This window comes from Salipiger sp. PrR003, assembly GCF_010500785.1.
Lineage (GTDB): Bacteria > Pseudomonadota > Alphaproteobacteria > Rhodobacterales > Rhodobacteraceae > Salipiger > Salipiger pacificus_A.
The window spans coordinates 1-19,776 of record NZ_JAAGOV010000010.1 but is presented as its reverse complement, the minus strand read 5'-3'; the positions used below and the strand labels follow the sequence as shown (position 1 = coordinate 19,776).

At 67.8% G+C, this 19,776-nt stretch carries 23 protein-coding genes; 7 read left to right on the top strand and 16 right to left on the bottom strand.

Features of this window, described 5'->3' with window-relative positions; translation table 11 throughout:
- Position 1: 1 nt before the first annotated feature.
- Entirely contained in the window at positions 2–898 is an 897-nt protein-coding gene (locus tag G0D83_RS00205) for a hypothetical protein (protein WP_164188552.1), read from the bottom strand.
- Here G0D83_RS00205 and G0D83_RS00200 point away from each other — a divergent pair.
- On the top strand, positions 795–1,889 hold the full coding sequence (locus G0D83_RS00200) for a glycosyltransferase family 32 protein (RefSeq protein WP_370457108.1): 1,095 nt from the start codon (positions 795–797) through the stop codon (positions 1,887–1,889). The two genes, G0D83_RS00205 and G0D83_RS00200, sit on opposite strands and share 104 nt — an antisense overlap.
- Before the next feature lie 38 nt (positions 1,890–1,927).
- The gene (locus tag G0D83_RS00195; RefSeq protein WP_164188549.1) at positions 1,928–2,515 is read left to right on the top strand and encodes a thymidine kinase; all 588 of its coding nucleotides are present in this window, start codon (positions 1,928–1,930) and stop codon (positions 2,513–2,515) included.
- A 37-nt stretch (positions 2,516–2,552) separates the two neighbouring features.
- On the opposite strand, the gene G0D83_RS00190 is transcribed toward G0D83_RS00195, so the two are convergent.
- The 4 genes from G0D83_RS00190 to G0D83_RS00175 form a co-directional block, all read right to left on the bottom strand.
- A complete protein-coding gene (locus G0D83_RS00190; RefSeq protein WP_164188547.1) occupies positions 2,553–3,506 on the bottom strand; it encodes a D-glycerate dehydrogenase in 954 nt (317 codons plus the stop codon).
- The gene (locus G0D83_RS00185) at positions 3,503–3,841 is read right to left on the bottom strand and encodes a tRNA-binding protein (RefSeq protein ID WP_164188545.1); all 339 of its coding nucleotides are present in this window, start codon (positions 3,839–3,841) and stop codon (positions 3,503–3,505) included. The genes G0D83_RS00190 and G0D83_RS00185 overlap by 4 nt, the downstream gene beginning before the upstream one ends.
- Positions 3,834–4,649: a pyrroline-5-carboxylate reductase gene (gene proC, locus G0D83_RS00180; RefSeq protein ID WP_164188543.1), complete on the bottom strand. Its 816-nt coding sequence runs from the start codon at positions 4,647–4,649 to the stop codon at positions 3,834–3,836. Before proC ends, G0D83_RS00185 begins: the two co-directional genes overlap by 8 nt.
- A 227-nt stretch (positions 4,650–4,876) precedes the next feature.
- The gene (locus G0D83_RS00175) at positions 4,877–5,101 is read right to left on the bottom strand and encodes a YdcH family protein (protein WP_092423670.1); all 225 of its coding nucleotides are present in this window, start codon (positions 5,099–5,101) and stop codon (positions 4,877–4,879) included.
- Between the two features lie 159 nt (positions 5,102–5,260).
- On the opposite strand from G0D83_RS00175, the gene G0D83_RS00170 reads away from it, so the two are divergent.
- Genes G0D83_RS00170 through G0D83_RS00160 form a run of 3 tightly spaced genes read left to right on the top strand, consistent with a single transcriptional unit; the run spans position 5,261 to position 6,809 of the window.
- A complete protein-coding gene (locus G0D83_RS00170) occupies positions 5,261–5,671 on the top strand; it encodes an Hsp20 family protein (RefSeq protein ID WP_066104369.1) in 411 nt (136 codons plus the stop codon).
- Between the two features lie 3 nt (positions 5,672–5,674).
- Positions 5,675–5,902, top strand: a complete 228-nt coding sequence (locus G0D83_RS00165) for a DUF1150 family protein (protein ID WP_164188541.1) — start codon at positions 5,675–5,677, stop codon at positions 5,900–5,902.
- Between the two features lie 22 nt (positions 5,903–5,924).
- Positions 5,925–6,809 (top strand): PhzF family phenazine biosynthesis protein, encoded by an 885-nt coding sequence (locus G0D83_RS00160; RefSeq protein ID WP_164188539.1) that lies wholly within the window; start codon positions 5,925–5,927, stop codon positions 6,807–6,809.
- Positions 6,810–6,827: 18 nt separating this feature from the next.
- Here G0D83_RS00160 and G0D83_RS00155 read toward each other — a convergent pair whose 3' ends face one another.
- Both G0D83_RS00155 and trxB read right to left on the bottom strand, forming a co-directional pair.
- Positions 6,828–7,736, bottom strand: coding sequence for an autotransporter domain-containing protein (locus tag G0D83_RS00155; RefSeq protein WP_164188537.1), 909 nt, complete (start codon positions 7,734–7,736; stop codon positions 6,828–6,830).
- A 290-nt stretch (positions 7,737–8,026) separates the two neighbouring features.
- Positions 8,027–9,031, bottom strand: coding sequence for a thioredoxin-disulfide reductase (trxB, locus tag G0D83_RS00150; RefSeq protein ID WP_164188535.1), 1,005 nt, complete (start codon positions 9,029–9,031; stop codon positions 8,027–8,029).
- Positions 9,032–9,222: 191 nt separating this feature from the next.
- Here trxB and G0D83_RS00145 point away from each other — a divergent pair, with 191 nt between their 5' ends.
- Entirely contained in the window at positions 9,223–9,723 is a 501-nt protein-coding gene (locus G0D83_RS00145; protein ID WP_095881146.1) for an Lrp/AsnC family transcriptional regulator, read from the top strand.
- Between the two features lie 30 nt (positions 9,724–9,753).
- On the opposite strand, the gene G0D83_RS00140 is transcribed toward G0D83_RS00145, so the two are convergent.
- The 4 genes from G0D83_RS00140 to lgt all read right to left on the bottom strand — a co-directional run bounded on the left by G0D83_RS00140 (position 9,754) and on the right by lgt (position 13,498).
- On the bottom strand, positions 9,754–10,434 hold the full coding sequence (locus tag G0D83_RS00140; protein WP_164188533.1) for a Hint domain-containing protein: 681 nt from the start codon (positions 10,432–10,434) through the stop codon (positions 9,754–9,756).
- 363 nt (positions 10,435–10,797) lie between these two features.
- Positions 10,798–11,553: a peptidoglycan editing factor PgeF gene (gene pgeF, locus G0D83_RS00135; RefSeq protein ID WP_164188531.1), complete on the bottom strand. Its 756-nt coding sequence runs from the start codon at positions 11,551–11,553 to the stop codon at positions 10,798–10,800.
- Complete coding sequence (locus G0D83_RS00130; protein WP_164188529.1) at positions 11,550–12,614, bottom strand: class I SAM-dependent methyltransferase; 1,065 nt, start codon at positions 12,612–12,614, stop codon at positions 11,550–11,552. The genes pgeF and G0D83_RS00130 overlap by 4 nt, the downstream gene beginning before the upstream one ends.
- A complete protein-coding gene (gene lgt, locus G0D83_RS00125; protein WP_164188527.1) occupies positions 12,611–13,498 on the bottom strand; it encodes a prolipoprotein diacylglyceryl transferase in 888 nt (295 codons plus the stop codon). The genes G0D83_RS00130 and lgt overlap by 4 nt, the downstream gene beginning before the upstream one ends.
- A 94-nt stretch (positions 13,499–13,592) precedes the next feature.
- On the opposite strand from lgt, the gene G0D83_RS00120 reads away from it, so the two are divergent.
- Positions 13,593–13,838 (top strand): accessory factor UbiK family protein, encoded by a 246-nt coding sequence (locus tag G0D83_RS00120; RefSeq protein WP_066104340.1) that lies wholly within the window; start codon positions 13,593–13,595, stop codon positions 13,836–13,838.
- Positions 13,839–13,926: 88 nt separating this feature from the next.
- Here the strand turns inward: G0D83_RS00120 and G0D83_RS00115 are convergent, their stop codons facing one another.
- The 5 genes from G0D83_RS00115 to G0D83_RS00095 form a co-directional block, all read right to left on the bottom strand.
- A complete protein-coding gene (locus G0D83_RS00115; protein WP_164188526.1) occupies positions 13,927–15,165 on the bottom strand; it encodes an efflux RND transporter periplasmic adaptor subunit in 1,239 nt (412 codons plus the stop codon).
- Between the two features lie 4 nt (positions 15,166–15,169).
- Positions 15,170–17,530: an ABC transporter permease gene (locus G0D83_RS00110; protein WP_164188524.1), complete on the bottom strand. Its 2,361-nt coding sequence runs from the start codon at positions 17,528–17,530 to the stop codon at positions 15,170–15,172.
- A gap of 4 nt (positions 17,531–17,534) precedes the next feature.
- Positions 17,535–18,248, bottom strand: a complete 714-nt coding sequence (locus G0D83_RS00105) for an ABC transporter ATP-binding protein (protein ID WP_164188522.1) — start codon at positions 18,246–18,248, stop codon at positions 17,535–17,537.
- A 74-nt stretch (positions 18,249–18,322) separates the two neighbouring features.
- Complete coding sequence (locus tag G0D83_RS00100) at positions 18,323–19,210, bottom strand: LysR family transcriptional regulator (protein WP_164188520.1); 888 nt, start codon at positions 19,208–19,210, stop codon at positions 18,323–18,325.
- A 6-nt stretch (positions 19,211–19,216) separates the two neighbouring features.
- Positions 19,217–19,776, bottom strand: a 560-nt coding sequence (locus G0D83_RS00095) for a hypothetical protein (RefSeq protein ID WP_203595557.1), incomplete at its 5' end; no start/stop codon positions are given.

Genomic DNA, 19,776 nt, shown 5'->3' with positions numbered 1-19,776 from the left:
CTCAGGCCGCGCCTTCGGGCGCGGCGATCTTCTTGCCAAGATACTTCTTGCGCGGCGGGGCCGGCAGGTCGACGATCGCCGGCTCGCCCTGCGCGAGGAAGGCAAAGGCAAGCTGACAGTCGATGCCGCAGGCAAGGATATCGTCGTACCAGCGCTCGTTCAGCGCCGCGATCCGCGGGTCTGCCATGTCGCGCAGGATGAAGTTGGTGGTGAAGAGCCGATCTGTCTCCAGCGTCTTGCCGGACTCCATCTGCGCCAGCGTGTAGCGCAGCATCTGGTGCGCCTGCTCGCGATAGCGGTCCTGGAACAGAGAGTCGGTGAACTCCCAGAGGATATTGCCCTCGATATGCGGGCTCAGCCTCAGCGCCATGGCGCCGCCCGCCTCGACCAGCTGGTCGCGGATGCCTTCGAGATCGCCGTGCGGGATACGCCGCTTGTCGTCCATGTAAGTCAGGAAGCGGTGCCGCGCGAGATCGGGGAAAAGATGCGGCAACGCCTTGGCCACCTTGGCCTGATGCGCGCTCAGCACCGGGTTCTTCGACACCGGCAGGTCGAGGAAGATCGGCTTCCACCCCAGCCCCTCGACGATCTCAAGCGCGCTTCGGTTGTTCGACACGAAGTAATGAGGCCAGGTCGTGGGCCGGTTGTTCTTGTCGTAGGTGAAGCTGCCGAGCGGGCCGCAGTAGGTCGAGTAGACCGCCATCTCGCTGCTCTCGCCCGCATGCACCGGCGCGCTGCCGATCAGCGGCAACAGGGCCTCGCGCTGCAGCGGCGCGCGGTCGAACTCGTTGGAGATGCCGCTGCTGTCATGCTCGATGCGGCGCACGGTTTTGCGCAGGGCGCGGGTCATCCGGCGGTACTTCACGATGGTGCGCAGCTTCATTAGGGCGAGGGACAAGGCTGTTCTCCATTCGTTGCGGCCGGGGGTCCGCCGCTTGCGCGGGGCCGGTGCCCGGGCTAAGCCGGGTGCGTTTCCTTTTGACCAAGTTGCGCAGTCTGCGCAACAGGGCGGACGTCAGGACCACGAGGCAGGCATGATACCAAGGCGCATTTCGATGTTCTGGGCGCAAGGCGAAGCCGCCGCCCCCGACCTGGTGAAACGCTGTTGGGACGCCTGGGCGCGGCTCAACCCGGGCTGGTCGCTGGAGATCGCCGACGAAAGCCACGCCGAGGCGTCGTTTCGCGATCTTGGGCTCACGCATGTCCCCACCACGCTGCAGGGCCGCGGCGACATCTTCCGCGTGCAAGATCTCGACCGCAACGGCGGGGTCTATGTCGATTGCGGTACCATCCCCTGCGCGCCGCTCGACGCGTGGCTGGAATCGCTGACCCATGCTGGTTTCTTCGCGTTCCACGACCCCTACCGGCACCGCCCGGTGGAGAACTGGTTCCTTGTCTCCGAGCCCGGCCATGCGATCACCCGCGGGTGGCTCGAGGCGATGCGCGGCTATTGGGACCGCCCCCGCCGCGCACAGAGCGCCCGGCGCGAGCTCGACCGCGGCGGCAAGGGGGCGCTCGCCTGCCGGCTTGCCGGGATGCGCGGCGGCGAGACGCGCAAGCGGGTGATCGAGCCGAAGGACCGCCTGTGGTCCGTGCAGTCCGGCGGTGGGGCCGAGCGCCCGGTGCACCCCTATTTCTGGCCGCACTACTTGTTCGATTTGCAACTTCACCGCAGCGAGCCCTTCCGCACCGCCTGGGCCGAGGTGCCGAAACGCCCCTCCTACCGGCACCTCATGGTGCGGCACTGGAAGCGCGACTACGCGCGGATGACCGACCAAGAGCTGCTCAGCCTGCTCGATGCGCCGATGCAGAAGCTCTCGCTGAAACGCGTGCCCTCCGAGAAGCAGCTGGACTTGATCTTCGGTCAGGCGGAGCGCGCAGCTCCCTGAGCCTTGCTCCCCCTTCCGGGCTGGTGCAAGAAACCGCCATGGCCAAGCTGCATTTCCACTACTCCACCATGAACGCCGGCAAATCGACCCTGCTGCTGCAGGCGGCGCACAACTACCGCGAACGGGGCATGGAGGTCTTCCTGCTAACTGCGCGGCTCGACACGCGCGCCGGTCATGGCCGCATCGGCTCGCGCATCGGTCTGGGACAGGATGCCGAGACCTTCGGCGGCGAGGACGATCTCTTCGCGGTGATCGCCGCGGCGCACCGCAAGACCCCGCTCGCCTGCGTGTTCATCGACGAGGCCCAGTTCCTCACCGAGAAGCAGGTCTGGCAGCTGGCGCGGGTGGTGGACGATCTTGGGCTGCCGGCCATGGCCTATGGGCTGCGGGTGGATTTCCGCGGTCAGCTCTTTCCCGGCTCGGCGGCGTTGCTGGCGCTCGCAGATTCGCTGCGCGAGGTGCGCACCATCTGCCATTGCGGGCGGAAGGCGACCATGGTGATCCGGCAGGACGAGACCGGCAAGGCGCTCAGCGATGGTGCTCAGGTGCAGATCGGCGGCAACGAGACCTATGTCTCGCTCTGCCGCAAGCACTGGCGCGCGGCGATGGGCGACACCCCCGCCTGAGCAGGTCCCGGGCGGGGACCGCCCGGGTCTGCGGGTCTCAGACCGGGTTCGGTACGGGCTCACCGGCGAAGAAGGCCCGCAGGTTGGCCACGGCCATGCGCCCCATGTCCTCGCGCACTTCCAGCGCCGCCGTGCCGAGATGCGGCAGCAGCACCACGCTCTCGAGATCGCGCAGAGCGTCGGGCACCCGGGGTTCGAACTCGTAGACGTCGAGCCCGGCGCCGGCGATCCGCTTCTGCTGCAGCGCCGCGATCAGCGCCGCCTCGTCGACCACGTCGCCGCGCGCAATGTTGACGAAATGCGCATGCGGGCGCATCGCCGCCAGAACGCTTTCGTTCACCGTGTGGTGCGTCTGGGCGCCGCCTGGCAGGGCGGTGACGAGGATGTCGACATTGGCCGCGAGGTCCTGGGGCGTGTCGTAGCGCGTGGCCGGATGATCGAGCGCTTTCTCGGAGCGGCTCATGTAGGCCACCTCCATGCCAAAGCCGTAGTGGCAGCGCCGGGCGATGGCCTGGCCGATGCGCCCCATGCCGAGGATCCCGACGGTCTTGCCGGTCACGTGCAGGCCGAGCATCTGCACCGGGTGCCAGCCCCGCCAATTGCCCATGCGCACAAGCCGCTCGCCCTCGCCCGCGCGGCGGCAGGACATCAGGATCAGCGTCATCGCAATGTCCGCGGTGGCATCGGTGACAGCGCCGGGCGTGTTCGTAACGGTGATCCCGGCGTGCTTGGCCACCTCGACGTCGATGTGGTTGAAGCCCACCCCGAAGTTGGCAAGGATCCTGGCCCGCGGCACCCCGGCGGCGGCGAAGACCTCGGCATTGTACTGGTCGCCCAGCGTCATCAGCACGCCGTCGTAGTCCGACAGCGAGGCCAGCATCTCGTCGCGGCTCATCGGGTCGGGCCGGTCGCGATAGGTCACGTCGAACGCGGCGCGGGCCTCGGCGACGACGCTCTCGGGTAGGTTTCGGGCGATCAGGATCTTGGTCAATGCAGGCGTCCTCCCGGCGGTACGGTCTTGTCGGGGGTCGCGAGCACGATCGCCCCGGTCTCGTCGGAGAAACCTAGAACAAGAACCTCGGACATGAAGGGCCCAATCTGCCGCGGCGGGAAATTCACCACCGCCATGACCGATTTGCCCACCAGCGCCTCGGGCGCATAATGGACTGTGATCTGCGCCGAGCTCTTCTTTTCGCCGAGCTCGGGGCCGAAATCGATCCAGAGCTTGATGGCGGGCTTGCGGGCCTCGGGGAAGGGCTCCGCGCGGGTCACCCGGCCCACGCGGATATCGACCTTGAGGAAGTCGTCGTAGCTGATCTCAGCCATTTGCCAGCTCTTGCGAGCGCCGCACGGCGGCAGAGACGGTGGCGCGGATCAGCGGCGGCAGGCCCTTGTCGTCGTCCATCAGCACGTCGAGCCCGGCCTGTGTGGTGCCGTTGGGCGAGGTCACGTTCTTGCGCAGCTGCGCCGGATCCTCGGCCGCCTGCATCGCCAGCGCGCCGGCCCCCGCGACGGTGGCCTTGGCGAGTTGCATGGCGAGCTCGGGGGCCAGACCCTCGGCTTCGCCGGCCTTGGCGAGGCATTCGATCATGTGGAAGACGTAAGCCGGGCCCGAGCCGCTGACGCCGGTGACCGCGTCCATCTGGCCCTCACCTTCGAGGCGCACGACCTCACCCACTGCCGAGAGCAGCTCCTCGGCCATGGCCATGTCCTCGGCGCGCGCGTTGGTGTTGCCGGAGATGGCCGTGATCCCCTGCCCCACGGCGGCGGGGGTGTTGGGCATGGCGCGGATGATCGGGGTCTTGTCGCCGAGCATCCGCTCGTAGGTGGCGATGGTCACACCCGCCGCCACCGACAGGAAGACCGTGTCGGCATTGCCGTAGCTCGCCAGCACCGGCAGCGCATCGGCCATCATCTGCGGCTTGACCGCGATGAGCACGATCGCCGGGCTTTCGGGCAGCACCTCGTTGAGACGCACGCCCTGCGCCTGCAGCCGCTCCGAGGGGTTCGGGTCGTTGACCCAGACCGACGCGGGCGGCAGCCCCCGTCCCAGCCAGCCCTCGAGCATGGCCGATCCCATCTTCCCGCATCCCAGCAACACCAAACCGCGCTGCGCCAGCTCACCGTCCTTCATGGCGATCCCTCCTGTCGACGTCGTGGCTGTGATACGCGGGCAAACCAGATCGCGCAACGCCCCGGTCGAAAAGGCGGAAATGTGGGCTCTAGTTTTGCTCTACGAAGGAAAATCGCCCGCAAAGCGGGCCTTCGCACGCCATAGCTTAGCCCGCGATCCCACAGGGGGCGGGCAGCAAGATGACACCGGCGCCGGGCGCCGGGCGCCCGGCGCGAACCCGCGCGGGGTCAGGCGATGATGTCGGGGGTCAGCCGGTCCTCGATCATCGCGATCTTGTCCTTGAGGAAGAGCTTCTTCTTCTTCAGCCGCTGCAGGGTCAGCTGATCGGCGGTGCCGCGCTCCTGCAAGGCAAGGATTGCCTCGTCGAGATCGCGGTGCTCGCGCCGGAAGACTTCCAGCTCAACACGCAACACCTCTTCCGTCTTCATCGAGATGTCTTGCGGCGCATTCATGAGGGTCTGTCCTTCGACGTCACGGGAAACATTAGACTACCAAGTCTTGCCGCGCCCGCAAAGCCCTTGCACTGCCCTTCGGCCCTTCCCATATTCCCTGATGTCGGGTTGCCGCTCACGGGGCCCGGCGGACGGTCGCTTCCCTGTCAAGGACATGTCATGAGCAAACTGACCCTGGGTTCCTATCCGCACATGCTCGGCTTCGAGCAACTCGAGCGCCTGCTCGAGCGCACGGCCAAGTCGAGCGAGGGATACCCCCCCTTCAACATCGAACAGACGTCGGATCACTCCTACCGGATCACGCTCGCCGTGGCCGGCTTCTCGGAGGCCGATCTCGCCATCACCGTCGAGGACCGCCAGCTGGTGATCCGCGGACGGCAGCGCGACGACGGGTCCGACCGGATCTTCCTGCACCGCGGCATCGCGGCGCGGCAGTTCCAGCGCAGCTTCGTGCTGGCCGATGGCGTCGAGGTGGGGGAAGCGGTCATGGAAAACGGTCTGCTGCACGTGGATCTGACCATGTCCCGTCCCGAGACGGTGGTGCAGACCATCAACATCAGAAAGGGTTGAGCCATGAACACGAAGTATGATTTCTCCGAGTTTGACGCAGAGCGCATCGTCTACGTCCGCTCGGTCGAGGTGAGCGAGTTGCCCGAGGACGTGCAGGAACAGGTCGGTGACCAGACCCGCCTCTACGCGGTACACCGCGCCGATGGCGAGCGGCTGGCGCTGGTCCGCGATCGCGGCCTCGCCTTTGCGCTGGCCCGGCAGAACGACCTCGCCCCTGTCACCGTCCACTAGGGGCGCGCCCGGAGAGCACCGCATGACCAAGCTGCCGCTTGACTGGGCCGACGCCTTCACGGACGTGCCCTTTGGCGGCAACGGCTGCGCCGTCCTGCATGGCGGGGCGGCGCTGGACGACGAGACCTGCATCCGCGTCGTGCGCGAGACATCACTGGTCGAATGCACCTTCACCGGCCCCTCCGAGGTGGCGGACGTGCGGGTGCGCTACTTCCTCGCCAGCGGCGAAATTCCCTTTGCCGGCCATCCCACCATCGCCACCGTCGCGGCGCTGGTGCACCGGGGACTGGTCACGGGCGACCGGCTGACCCTCGAGACCCTGGCCGGGCTCATCCCAGTCGAGATCGACCGCTCGGTGAGCCCGCCGCGCATCGTGATGACCCAGAAGTCCCCGGAGTTCGGTCCTTGCCCCGACAAGGCGCTGGTGGCTGACGCGGTCTCTCTCTCGCCGTCCGACATTCTCGGCCAGCCGCAACTGGTTTCGACCGGCCTGCCCTGCTGCGTGACCGTGCTGAAAGACCGCGCGGCGCTCGACCGCGCCCTGCTGGACCCCGAGGCGCTGAGCCGCCTCCACGTGGCGCTCGGCAGGGGCGAGGCAGAGTTCGCCGAGCCCTTCCTCGTCACCCTCGAAGGCGCGACAGACGCCGGCGCCACCTATGCGCGATTGCTGCTTCCGCCTCCGAACCCACCCGAAGATCCCTTCACCGGCTCGGCCACCGGCGCCATGGCAGCCTATCTCTGGTCGAAGGGGCTGATCGCAGCCCCCGTCTTCACAGCCGAGCAGGGCCATGGCATGGGCCGCCCGGGCCAGGCGCAGGTCGAGGTGCTCGGGCCGCCCGAGGCGATCACCGGCGTGCGGGTCGGCGGGCAGGCGCATGTGCTGATCTCTGGCGAGATCCACCTCTGAGCCGACATCCCTCCTTGCTCAGAAGCGGATGCTGTAGCGCGTGTTGAGCACAAGCGGCTGCACCGGGTCGAAGACCTGCGTGCCGATCAGGCTCAGCGTGAAGCTGCGCTTCTTGTGGGTCCAGCTCAGGCCGGTCTTGAGGCTGGGGGCATGGGTCTCGCCGGACTTGCCCGCATCGATCCAGCTGCCATAGTTGTAGCCCAGCTCGAAATAGGGGCGGAAGTTGCGCTCGAGCCGCAGCGTGGCGCGGGTGCGCAGCGAGGCCGAGAGCTTGCCCACCTGCCAGGTCGAGAGATCCCCGATGCCACTGCTGGTCTGCTGCGACAGCGACAGGCCGGCCGCCCCCGAAACATCCATGCGCCGAAGCTCGTAGCTGCCATTCGCGTTGAGCCCCGCGGCGGTGCGCCAAGCGCTGCGCGGCGAGTTGCCGAGCCGGTAGTCGGGCCGCGCCAGCGCCGCCCAGGCCTTGAGTCCGATATGGTCCGTCAGCGCGGTTTGCACGTAGGGCGCGAAGCTGAAGGTCTGGGTGCGGATGTCACGCCCGGTATCAAGATCTGCCACCCCGTAGCCGGTGGCAAAACCCAGCCGCGTGCCCGTTCCGATCGGCTTCTCGATCCCCAGCAGCATGTCGAATTTTCGGCCGAAGGTGCTGCCATGGTACTCGCGGGCCTCGAAGGCCCACCACATGCGCGGCGCAGATCCCGGTCCCGGCGTCGCCAGGAACAGCCCCTTGCTGTTCAGCCGCACCTTGCCATAGCCGTTCAGCGCATGACCCAGGACGCTGTCGAAGGCCCCGACCGAGGCGTTGAGGGTGGTCGAGACGCTGCTGCGATAAGCCGTGCGCAACTGGTCCGCCGCCAGCGCGGGCGCGGCGGGCAGAAGACAGGTCAGCAGCGCAAGCCTGCGCATCAGAAGTGCGGTCTTCATGGCGTCCTCCGGGGGAGAGGTCAGGGCGACATGGGGCCGGGCTGGAGGTTTGCAGCCGTGCGCCGCGAGGCGGCGCTGGGGCGAGGTCTGTGGTCTTGTGGCTTGGCCCAGACATAAGGGGCAGCGATTTGGCAGCAAAGTCCTCGGCGCCGCATCTGCACTCAATTTCGCGCGAGAGACGCAGCGTCGCACTGTCTCCGCGCAGATGTCCCGCGCTTTCAGCGCCGGCAAAGAAAAAGCGCGACGCCGGGTCCCGGCATCGCGCTCGCGTCGCACACTGTGGGCGAGGATCAGGAGGCCTGTTCGACCGGCGCCCCGTAGCCGAGCGGCTCGGAGGTGTCCTTGCCCGCGTCGAGCCCCTGCTCGGCGAGCCAGCGCTCGGCTTCCAGCGCCGCCATGCAGCCCATGCCCGCCGAGGTCACCGCCTGGCGGTAGGTGTGGTCGGTCAGGTCCCCCGCGGCAAAGACGCCGGGGATCGAGGTCTCGGTGGTGCCGGGCTTGGTCACCACGTAGCCGCCCATGTGGGTCTCGAGCTGGTCCTTCACCAGCTCCGATGCGGGCGCATGTCCGATGGCGACGAAGACACCCTTCGCGGGGATCTCGGTGATCTCGCCCGTGGTCACGTGCTTGACCTTTACGCCGGTGACGCCCTTGGGCATGTCCTCGCCGACCACTTCCTCGAGCTGATGGTGCCAGAGGGTCTCGATCTTGGGGTGGTTGAACAGGCGTTCCTGCAGGATCTTCTCGGCGCGCAGCTCGTCGCGGCGGTGGATCAGCGTGACCTTCGAGGCGAAGTTGGTCAGAAACAGCGCCTCTTCCACGGCGGTGTTGCCGCCGCCGATCACCACGATCTCCTGCCCGCGGTAGAAGAAGCCGTCACAGGTCGCGCAGGCGGAAACGCCGAAGCCCTTGAATTCTTCCTCGGTCGGCAGGCCCAGCCACTTCGCCCGCGCGCCGGTCGCGAGCACCACCGCGTCGGCGGTGTAGGTGGTGCCGCTGTCGCCCTTCGCAACGAAGGGGCGCTGGCCGAGGTCGAGATCGGTGATGATGTCGCCGACGATCTCGCACCCCATGGCGCGGGCATGGGCTTCCATCTTCACCATCAGGTCAGGGCCTTGAATCTCGGTTTCGCCGGGCCAGTTTTCGACCTCGGTGGTGGTGGTCAGCTGGCCGCCGGGCTCGAGGCCCTGCACGAGCAGCGGCGAAAGCATGGCGCGCGAGGCGTAGACTCCCGCGGTGTAGCCGGCCGGGCCGGAGCCGATGATGAGGAGCCGTGTGTGGCGGGTGTCAGACATATCGTGCCTCTCGCGAGCTATGGCATTCGGTTTGGGAATTGCATATAGCCACGCGCGGCGGCGACGCAAACCCCGTGCCTCCGCCATGTCCCCCGGAATCTCGTCCAGTTAATAATCTTTCACGAATATGAAAGATTATTGCGCTAACGTTCCGGCTGGTATAATAATCGCGAAAAGCTCAAGGAAGACGCATGCCCGCCCACAGGCTTGATCCCATCGATCGTAAGATTCTGGCAGAACTGCAGGCCGATGGCCGCATGACCAACGTCGAACTTGCCCGCCGCGTGGGCATTTCGGCCCCGCCCTGCCTCCGCCGCGTGCGCACACTCGAGGAGCAGGGCTTCATCAAGGGCTACCACGCCGAAGTCGATTCCCGCGAACTCGGCTTCGAGGTGCAGGTGTTTGCCAGCGTCGGTTTGCAGAGCCAGGCCGAGGCCGATCTGCGCGCCTTCGAGGACCGCTGCCGCAGCTGGCCGCTGGTGCGCGAGTGTCACATGCTCAACGGCGAGGTGGACTTCATCCTCAAGTGCGTGGCGCCCGATCTATCGACCTTCCAGGCCTTTCTGACCGAGAAACTGCTGACCGCGCCGAACGTCGCCTCGGTCAAGACCTCGCTGGTCATCCGCGGCGCCAAGGACGAGCCGGGCGTGCCCTTTGACGTGCTCGAGGAACGGCTGAACCGGACCGCCTGACGGCGGGCCGGTGCCGGCTTTGCGATCCGCTCAGCTGGCCAACAGGCTGTCGACCGCCTCGCGCGAGGAACGGGTCATAGACAGCTCGCCGAAGTCCTGAAGCTCCGACAGGTTGTCGAACATCGACAGGAACAGCGCGCGCATGTTCGGGCTGGTCAAGCTGTGCAGCATCTTGCCCGGGTGGTAGGTCTCCATCTCGAGCCCGCCGACCCTGATTGTCGCGTGGCGCTGTACCATCAGGTGGTAGAGTTGCACCCCGCCCGCCGGGGTCACCGGCACGATGCGATCCCAATCCGCCTCGTCGATGACCGGCACCAGCACGCTGTCCTGCCCGAGCAGCGCCCGGAAGCGGGCGCGGGTGACGACCATGCGGGCTGCCGGGCCAAGCAGAAGGTCGACGCCGGGACGGCCGAGACCGAAGGCCTCCGCGGTGACCCGGATGAGCGAGTCGAGCGCACTCTCGTCGGAATGCACCCCCGGCACATAGGTAGTCGAGCCGATCCAGGTGATCGACTGGGTGCCCCTGCTGGTCTCGATGTAATCACCCGGCAGAAGATCCTCGACGGCCACGGGGCCGCGCAGGGTCTGGATCAAGGTGCCGCGCGCAAAGGCAGAGCAGGCCTCTTCGAACAGCGGCAGCGCCGGCGCCACCTGCTGTTTCATCGAGATCGAGAGATCGGGCGACAGGGCAGCGACCTCGTACTTGCGCATGAGAGAAGTGGCGCGACGAGGCCGCCCGTTCCGGAGAGAAGCCGGAGGCCGCGGAGTATCTTGCGAAACGACACCGTCGTGGCCGCGGGCCACGTGATGAAAACTGGTCATATCAACATCCCTTGGCAGGCTGTCACATCCGTGCTGGCCCCCACCAACAACGACAGAAGGACGTCTAATCGACTGACACGATCTGGCCGAATTCGGGCATTTCTGTCAAAATTTCGATGAATTGACAGCGACTTATTCGCTCAATCCCAGCTGCAGATAGGGATTGTCCGAGATACGAGAACCACCTTGCCATATTTTGCCCAACACGCGGACGAATCGTGGCAGCGCCCTCGCTCCGGAACTGCGGCTGCGTCAGAGACGGATCGCCGAGATCAGCCGACCATAGTCGGCCTCGCGCAGGTGGGTCGCCCGGCGGAAGGAGTAGAAGCGGTCCGGGTCGGAATAGGTGCAGTGGCGGGTCCATTCTGCCGCGACCCCCGCGCTGCGCAGCCGGTGCAGCCCATAGGCCGGCAGGTCGAACTGCGCGCGATTGCCCTGCCCGCCCGCGAAGAAACGACCGTTGCCCGGGTCCTCCGCCATGAACTCCTCGAGGAATTCCGGCCCGACCTCGTAGGCGCGCTGGCTGATGGTCGGCCCGATCACCGCGCGGATGCCATCGCGGCTGGCGCCGAGGGCGATCATCGCGTCGATCGTCTCTTCCAGCACGCCGGCCTGCGCGCCGCGCCAGCCCGCGTGGGCGGCGCCGATCACCCCAGCCTCGGAGTCGGCAAAGAGCACCGGCTGGCAGTCGGCGGTGAGCACGGCGAGCGCGATGCCCGGCTCGCGGGTCACAAGCCCGTCGGCCTCGGGACGCGGGTTGGATAGCGGCCCGGTCACCGTGACCACTTTGGAGGAATGGACTTGGCTGACCGTGACCAGCGCTTCGTTGGGCACTTCCATGGCCTGCGCCACCCGGGCGCGGTTGATCGCAACGATCTCGCGCTGGTCCGACGAGCCCGGCCCGCAGTTGAGACCGGAAAACACCCCAGAGGACGCGCCTCCCTTGCGGGTGAAGAACCCGTGCCGGAGGGGGCTGAGTGACTCGGCGGTGATGATTTCCAGCGTCATATGTCCAATCCGGGCGGCGGCGGTGAGTGCGGCGCGTGCAGCGCCAGAACCTTGAACAAACTTCCCATTTCACCGGGGTGCGTCAACCGGCGATGTGCGGCGATGTGGCTTTCCAGTGCCGCACCCTGCAACCGGGCCGCGAGCGCGCGGGCGCGCTCGGTGATGCCGAGCCGTTCAAGGAAGACGCCCTGCGCGGTCAAAGGCGCGTGGGCTGCCGGGGCAGCCGCCTGTGCCAGTGCGCGAAAGTCCACATGGGCGGTCAGATCGGCCTCTCCGGGGGTCTCCAGCGGTGCCGTTCTTTCATGCGACCGCACCGCCTGAAGCGTGTCGCCTAGGCTGCCCCAGCTGCCGTAATCGATGACCAGCGCGGCGCCGCCATGGGCCGCGATTCGCCGTCCGACCTCTTGCACGAGGGCCTCGGCGGGGGCGCAGATTTCGACCATGTCGCCCTGCTCGGTGTCGGCCAGCCGGTGCTCGAGCGCGGCCTGTGGCGCGATGTCGGTGAGCCCGAAGGACAGCTGCCCCTCGTGCCAGCCCACCACGCGCTCGCGCCAGCCCTCTCCGTCGCGCAGGAACTGGCGCACCGGCAGCACGTCGAAGAACTCGTTGGCGAGCAGGAAGAGCGGCCCCTCGGGCAGGTCGGCCAGGCTGTCATGCCATCTGGGCGCAAAGCCGCCGAGCCGCTTGGCCTGTTCGGCGCGAAGTGCGGGCGAGGCCTCGACGAGATGCAGTTCTGCCGCCGCGATCAGTTCGGGCACCGCGCGCATGGCGCGCAGCGCGTCGGCCATCAGCGTGCCACGCCCGGGCCCCAGCTCGGCAAGGATGACCCGCTCCGGGCGCCCCTGATCCACCCAGCTCTGCGCCAGCGCCAGGCCCAGCAGCTCGCCGAACATCTGGCTGATCTCCGGCGCGGTGGTGAAATCGCCCTTGGCGCCAAGCGGATCGCGGGTGGTGTAATAGCCGTGCTGCGGATGCAGCAGGCACCACGTCATGTATTCGGCAACGCTCATCGGCCCCTCGGCCGCGATGCGCGCCTCGAGCAACGGGAGCAGCGCGCTCATGCGCGGCGCCGCGCCCAGAGGATCAGGCCGATCCCGACAAGCACCATCGGCAGCGACAGCATCTGTCCCATGGTGAGCCCGTAGCCCCCAAGGTGCCAGGCCAGCCCCAGGGGGTTGCCGGGCGAGACGAACTGCGCGTCGGGCTGGCGCACGAATTCCACGAGGAAGCGCGCGATGCCATAGCCGGCGAGAAACACGCCCGCCATCTGCCACGGCGTCTTCAGCCCGCCCTTGCGAAGCGCCAGCCAAAGCAGAAGACCGCCGAGCAATATGCCCTCGAGCGCCGCTTCGTAGAGCTGCGACGGGTGGCGGGCGCAAAACTCGCCCACCGCCTGTCCGCACGCCTGCGCCGCCTCGCCGGGGAAGATCACCCCCCAGGGCAGCTCGGTCGGGCGGCCCCAGAGCTCGGCGTTGACGAAATTGGCGATGCGGCCAAGCAGCAGTCCCGGCGGCACGGCGATCGCCAGCATATCGGCAGTGGACCCGATCCGGATGCGGTTCTTCAGGCAGAAACCGAGGAAGCCGATCAGCACCCCCAGGAAGCCGCCATGGAAGGACATGCCACCATGCCAGACCATCAGGATCTCGGCCGGGTGGCTCAGGTAGTAGGCGGGCTGGTAGAACAGCACAAATCCGAGCCGCCCGCCGAGGATGATACCGAGGATCACCCACGTCAGCAGCTGCTCGACCTGTGCCGGGCTCATCGGCGGCTGGTCGCCCGGCCAGAGGTGGACGCGTTTCACCGCGGCGACGGCGATGCGCCAGCCGATGACGATGCCCGCGATATAGGCAAGCGCGTACCAGCGCAGGGCGAAATCCATGCCGAAGACCGAGATCGAGAAGACCTCGGAGGACAGGGGCGGAAAAGGAATTGCGGCTTTCATGCGCGATGAGTGACGGGAGTTTCCGGGGGAAGTCAACCTTGTGACCCGGGGGCTCTCGGCCCATATAGGAGACAAGCATATGACGGAGAGCCCAATGCAGACGCGCAACAAGGTATTCGAAGATCTGTCGCAGCTCATGACCAACGCCATGGGCGTGGCGCAGGGCGCGAAGGATGAGGCCGAAACGGCGATGAAATCGATGATCGACCGCTGGCTGGCGGATCGCGATTTCGTGACCCGCGAGGAATTCGACGCGGTCCGCGCCATGGCGCAGAAGGCCCGCGAAGAGAACGAGGCCCTCAAGGCGCGCCTCGACGCGCTGGAAAAAGGTCAGGGCTGACCCGGAGCGGTCGGCGCGCCTGATCCTCGCTCCCATTCCCCGGGCCCAGTCGCGGGCCCGGGGCGACAAGCCCCGGGTCGCCTACGTTTCATCCGGCCCGCCGCTGCGCCACGAGACCGCCATCCAACAGATCCGCGGGCGGGTAGAGCACGATATGATCGCCCTCCTCCAGCCCCTCGAGCACCTGGACCTGCCGCCCATTCCCCTGCCCGAGCGTGACCGGCAGCTTCGCCGCGCGCCCGTCTTCGACGCGGAACACCGCCCAGCCCGCCCCCTCGCGGAAGGCCGCGCTCTGCGGGATCTGCAGCGTCTCCGCCTCCTCCCAGATCACGATCCTCGCCAGCATGCGGTAGCCATGCCCCAGCGCCGCGCGGGCCTCGGGGGGCGCCATGAACCGCAGGATCACCCGCACCCGCTGCTCCTCGACCCCCAGCGCCGAGATCTCGGTGGTGCCAAGCGGCGCGATCCGCTCGACCTGCGCCTCCAACGCGCCCGACCCGCCCCAGTCTTCCAGCATCACACGCGCGCCCGGCACCACCTGCACCGCGTCCGAGGAAATGAGGTCCACCGCCACCTGCAAGTCCTGCGCGATGTTGCCGATCTCGAGCACCGGCGCCCCCGCCGCCAGTGAGGTCTCGGACTCCTCGACCACCCGCAGGATGCGCCCGTCGACCGGGGCGCGCAGCGGGATGTCCGAGGCCCCGACCTCGGCCAGCGCCTCGGCCAGGCCCTGATCGTCAAAGCCGATGAGCTGGGCCTGCGCGTTGGCCAGCTCCGCCTCGCGCATGGCCACCGCCGCGCGCGCCGTCTCGAGCCGGGCCTGCGACGCCAGCGCCGCGGTCCGCGCCTGATCAAGCGCCGCGGTCGAGATCGTGCCCCGTGCCGCCAGCGCCTTGGCCCGGTCATGGTCCGAGACCGCCAGCTCCACGTCCGCCTGCGCCACGTTCACCTCGGCCTTGGCCTGCAGCAAGGCCGCCTGCGCCGCCGCCACCACCGCCCGCGCCTGCTCGCGCGTGCGCAGGTCGAGCACCGAGGGCGCGGCGGGGCGCATGTGCGCCACCACGTCGCCCTGCGTCACCGCGTCACCATCGATGGCCTGCACCCGCAAGAGCCGCCCGGCGACGGGCGTGGTCACCACGTAGACGTCGCGCACCTCGGTCTTGCCCTCCTCGTCAATGGTCACCACCAGCGGCCCGCGCGTCACCCGCCCGAGATCGACGAGCTCGGACCGTGGCCAGAAGGCGGCGGCCAGCGTCAGAACGAGCAGCAGCGCAAGACCGAGGCCAAGGACCAGCCGGGTGCGGTTGCGGGGTCGGTTGAGAGCCATGAGGTCAATCCCGTGTCTTGAGCGCGGCGACGAGGTCGGCGCGGTCCACGTCGCGTTTCACTAGCAGCCCCGAGAGGACCGCGCCCGCGATCACCACCAACGCGGCGAATCCGAAGGCGGCGGGCCGGAACACCACCGTGATCGTGTAGAGGTCCGAGGAATAGGCGGCGGCCAGCATATGCGCGATGCCCCAGCCGAGCAGCGCGCCGCAGGGCAGCGCCAGCAGCGTCACCAGCCCGAGTTCACCAAGCAGCACATAGGCAGCCTCGCCTTTGGAAAAGCCGATGACACGCAGGCTGGCGAGGTCGTGGGCGCGTTCGGCGAGCGCGATGCGCGCGGCGTTGTAGATGATGCCGAAGGTGATGGTGAAGGCCACCGCCGCCATGATGAAGCGCGTCGCGCCGGTGCCCTGGTTCATCACCCGCTCGAAGGCCGCGCGCGCCTCGGACTTGAGGCTCACCCCGGCCACCACCGGCTGGTCGCGCAGCCAGACCTGCACCGCCTCGGCCTGCGCCGGGTCGAGCCTCAGGGCGGCGCTGGAAATCCGGCCCGGCTCGAAGAGCGCCCGGTCCAGCGCCGCCAGCGCCATATAGGCAGGGGCGCCGAGCACGGTCTCCGAAACGCCTGTGACCGGCAGGCGCAGCACTGGCTGCGCGCCCTCGCGCACCTCGACGGTCAGCACGTCCCCCGCCTGCGCCTTCAGCTTGCGCGCCAGTGCCGTGCTCAGCACCAGCCCCGAGCCGTCGAGCGCGAGAGGGACAAAGTCGGGTGTCAATGCGCGGACCAACTCGGGCTTCGGCGGCAGCCCGGTGATCGCTCCCCGGTGGGTCAGGCGTCCATTGCGCAGCACCACCGCCACCGCACGTGAGCCCTCGGCCTGCAGCACGCCCGGGTGGCGCGCCAGCTCGAGCAGGGTCTTCTGCGACACGGCATGGGTAAAGGTCACGCTAGCCTCGGAGCGATCGAGCACGTCGAAGCTGAGCGCCACCGCCTGGTTGAACCCCGCGTGGATGGTCAGCATCCCCACCGAGAGCCCCATGCCGAAGGTGATCCCCACCACGGCACCGAGCATGCGAAAGGGCGTGCGGGTGAAGCGGCGCAGCACCATGCGGGTGGGCTGGTCAAGCGACTTCACCGCCCGCGCCCAGCGGCCGGCGCGGCGGTAGTCGGCGGGGGTGGGCGGGCGCATCGCCTCGGCCGGTTGCAGCGCGAAGATGCGGCGCAGCACCACCGCCCCTCCCGCCGCCGCCGCCAGCACGCTCACCACCAGCCCCAGAGCCAGCGCGCCCGGGTCGAGCCGGAAGACAAGGAAGGGAAACTTGTAGAACTGCAGGTAGAGCTGCACCATCCCGCGCCCCGCGAGGATGCCAAGCAGCGCGCCCAGCAGCGCTCCGGCCACGGCGATCGCCAGCACCAGCTTGAGGTAGTGCCCGCCGATCTCGGCACCGCGGTAGCCGAAGGCCTTGAGCAGGCCGATCTCCTCGCGCTCGGCCTGCACCATCCGGGCGATGACGATGTTCAGCAGGAAGGCGGCGATGCCGAGGAACACCGGCGGGATCGCCGCTGCCGTGTCGCGCAGCCCGCTGATCTCCTCCGAGACGAAGCGATGCGAGAACTGGTCCTCGCGGTCATAGGCCCCCGCCGCGCCCCAAGGCTTGAGAAGGTGATCGAGCGCCGCGATCACCCCACGCGGATCGGTGCCGCGGGTGAGCGTGACGAGAAACTCGGAATAGGCACCCTTCATGTCGAAGGCGGCGGCAAGCGAGGTCTGCGACATCCACAGCACGGCAAAGCGCGTATCGTCCGGCACCATCTCGCCCGGTGCCGCGGCGTAGAGAAATTCCGGCGAGCGCGCGAGCCCGGTGATCCGCAGACTGCGCCGCGCGCCGTTCATGACCACCTGCAGGCTGTCGCCGGGCCGCAGTCCATGCGCGGCGGCGAACGTGTCGAGCAGGACCACCTCCTCGGGCGCGCCGGGGTTGAAGAGCCGCCCCTGCTGCACCCTGATGGCGTTGAGCGCGGGTTCGGCGTGGTCGGGCAAGGACAGGGCCCGGGCCGCCACCGGGACCGCGTGGTCCGGCAGCTCGATCCGCGCCGCGCCGGAGATGCGCCCCTCGGCCCGCGCCACGCCTGGAAGTGCCGCAACCTGGTGCAGCAGGTGACCCGGCGCGCGGGTCACCGGGGCGAAGACCTCGGCGAAGCGGTAGCGCTCGTAGTAGCCCCGGCGGGTCTCGTCGAGCGTCACGACGAGACCGGCCATCATCACCTGCATCATCACGCCCAGCGCCATGACGACGGCAATCGCCGCCGCCTGCCCCTTCATCCGCCAAAGGTCGCGCGAGAGCTTGCGGTCGAGGCTACTCATGCGCTCACCACTCGATCTCGGCGGCGGCGCGCGGGGCGTCGTTGCGCTCGACCGTGCGGATCGCGCCGTCGGCGAAACGGATCACACGGTCGGCCATCTCGGCGGTCGCGGCGGCATGGGTGACGATCATCACCGTGGTCCCGAGGCTGCGGTTGAGATGCTGCAGCACCCCCAGCACCTCGCGACCGGTGGCGCTGTCGAGCGCCCCGGTCGGCTCGTCGCAGAGCAGCACGTCGGGCTGCTTGGCCACCGCACGAGCAATTGCGACGCGTTGCTGCTCGCCCCCCGAAAGCTGGCTCGGAAAGTGATCCTTTCGGCTGCCGAGGCCAACCAGCGCCAGTGCCTCCTCGGGGTCCATCGGATCGCGGGCAATCTCGGTGACGAGCTCGACGTTTTCCTCTGCAGTGAGCGAGGGCATGAGATTGTAGAACTGGAAGACGAAGCCGAGGTTGTCACGCCGGTAGCGGGTGAGCGCCCGGTCCGACATGGCGGTCAGATCCTCACCCCGGAACCAGGCACGGCCGTCGCTCGGCCGGTCGAGCCCGCCGAGAATGTTGAGCAAGGTCGACTTGCCGCTGCCCGAGGGGCCGAGCAGCACTGTGATCTCGCCCGGCGGCAGCTCCAGGTCGACCCCGCGCAGCGCATGCACGGCCGACGCCCCCTCGCCGTACACACGGGTGAGCCCTTCGACACGGTAGATCGGCGGCGGATGCGACATGGCAGGCCCTCCTCTGTTGCCACCCTAGGGCAGCGAGGCGCGGCCTGATTTGAGCCGGATCAAATGCTTCGGCGTCAGCCGGGGCGCGCAAGGGCCTTTGCCTCGTCGAGCAGCGCCTGCAGGACCGGCGTGTAGGGCTCCTGCCAAGGTGCGATAAGCCCGACCTCATGCGCGCGGCTGTCCGTCGCAAGCGGCACCAACGAAAGCGGTTTGCCTTCGGCAAGGAACTTCGCGAGGTCGGTCGGCAGGATCGTGACCCAGTCGCCTGTCAGCACGTTGCTCACCAGTACAACCGTGGAGTTTGATTCAATGGCCGAGACCGGCGCGACCCCGGCCTCCATGAATTGCCGGTTGATGATCCGGCGGTTCTGCATCTCGGGGGTCAGCAGGCAGAGCTTCAGGCTTCCGAGCTCGGCCCAATCCAGCATCTTTCGCCCGGCCAACGGATGATCCTTGCGGCAGACGAGTTGGTAAGCCTCTCGGTAGAGCGGGCGGGTGGTGACCCGGCCCAGCGGCTCGTTGTCGAGGTAGGAGATGCCGGCGTCAATCTCCAGATCGTCGAGCATCGAGAGGATCTCCGCCGAGGCACGCGAGAGCACGGTGAAGGTTACCCGCGGGTGACGCTCGATGAAGCGCGCCGTGAGCGTCGAGGCCCACGTCAACGCGGTGGGGATCACCGCAAGCCGCAGGTGACCGGCCAGACCCTCACGCGACGCACGCATCTCATCGCGCAGCCGCCGCGTGTCTCCGACGATCTGACGCGCCCAGACCAGCGCGCGCTGGCCCTCGGGCGTCAGCCCGCCAAAGCGCGAACCGCGCTGCACCAGCTTGACGCCGAGCTGCTCCTCGAGCTGGCGGATGCCGGTGGAGAGCGTTGGCTGGGTGATGCCGAGGCTGAGCGCCGCCCGACCAAAATGCTTCTCCCGAGCAAGCGCAATGAACATTTCCAGCTTGGCGATCATGAAGACCTATAGAAACACACGGTTTCGATCATGATCGCTCGCGAGATCGGCAAGGGCAATGCCGGATCGCCTGCGCGCGCGTCGCCTCGCGTTCGACCGTCCATTCCGGCGCGCAAAGCCCGTGAGGATCTTGGCAGCAAGCGTCCTTGTGCCAGAAAGGAGCACGAACAGGCCGCGCCATCCGTTCTGCGCGCTCGGGACCTCGCTCATGTGGAGCTCGCACATGTCGTCTTCGCGAAATCCCGCCGCGTCCCCGTCGAGCGTACAGGCGACGACCGAGGCGAAAACACGCGCGCCGGAAATATCCCGGAATCCCGAGGCGGGTCTGCCGACCTGCGCAGCAATCGAGAAGGCTCGGCATCGTCGAAACTCCGAATTCTGCATGATCAGACATGTGCGCTGTCCCGGAGCATCTGTGGAGCACCGAGACGAAAGTGAGACAAACGGTCGCGGCATAATGTTGTACGCGAGTTTGGAATATTTGGGACCATGAAATTTGGTGCGGATGGGACCGAGAAGATCGCCTCGCAGACCACGCAAGTTATTTGAGATTTTATGCAGATACG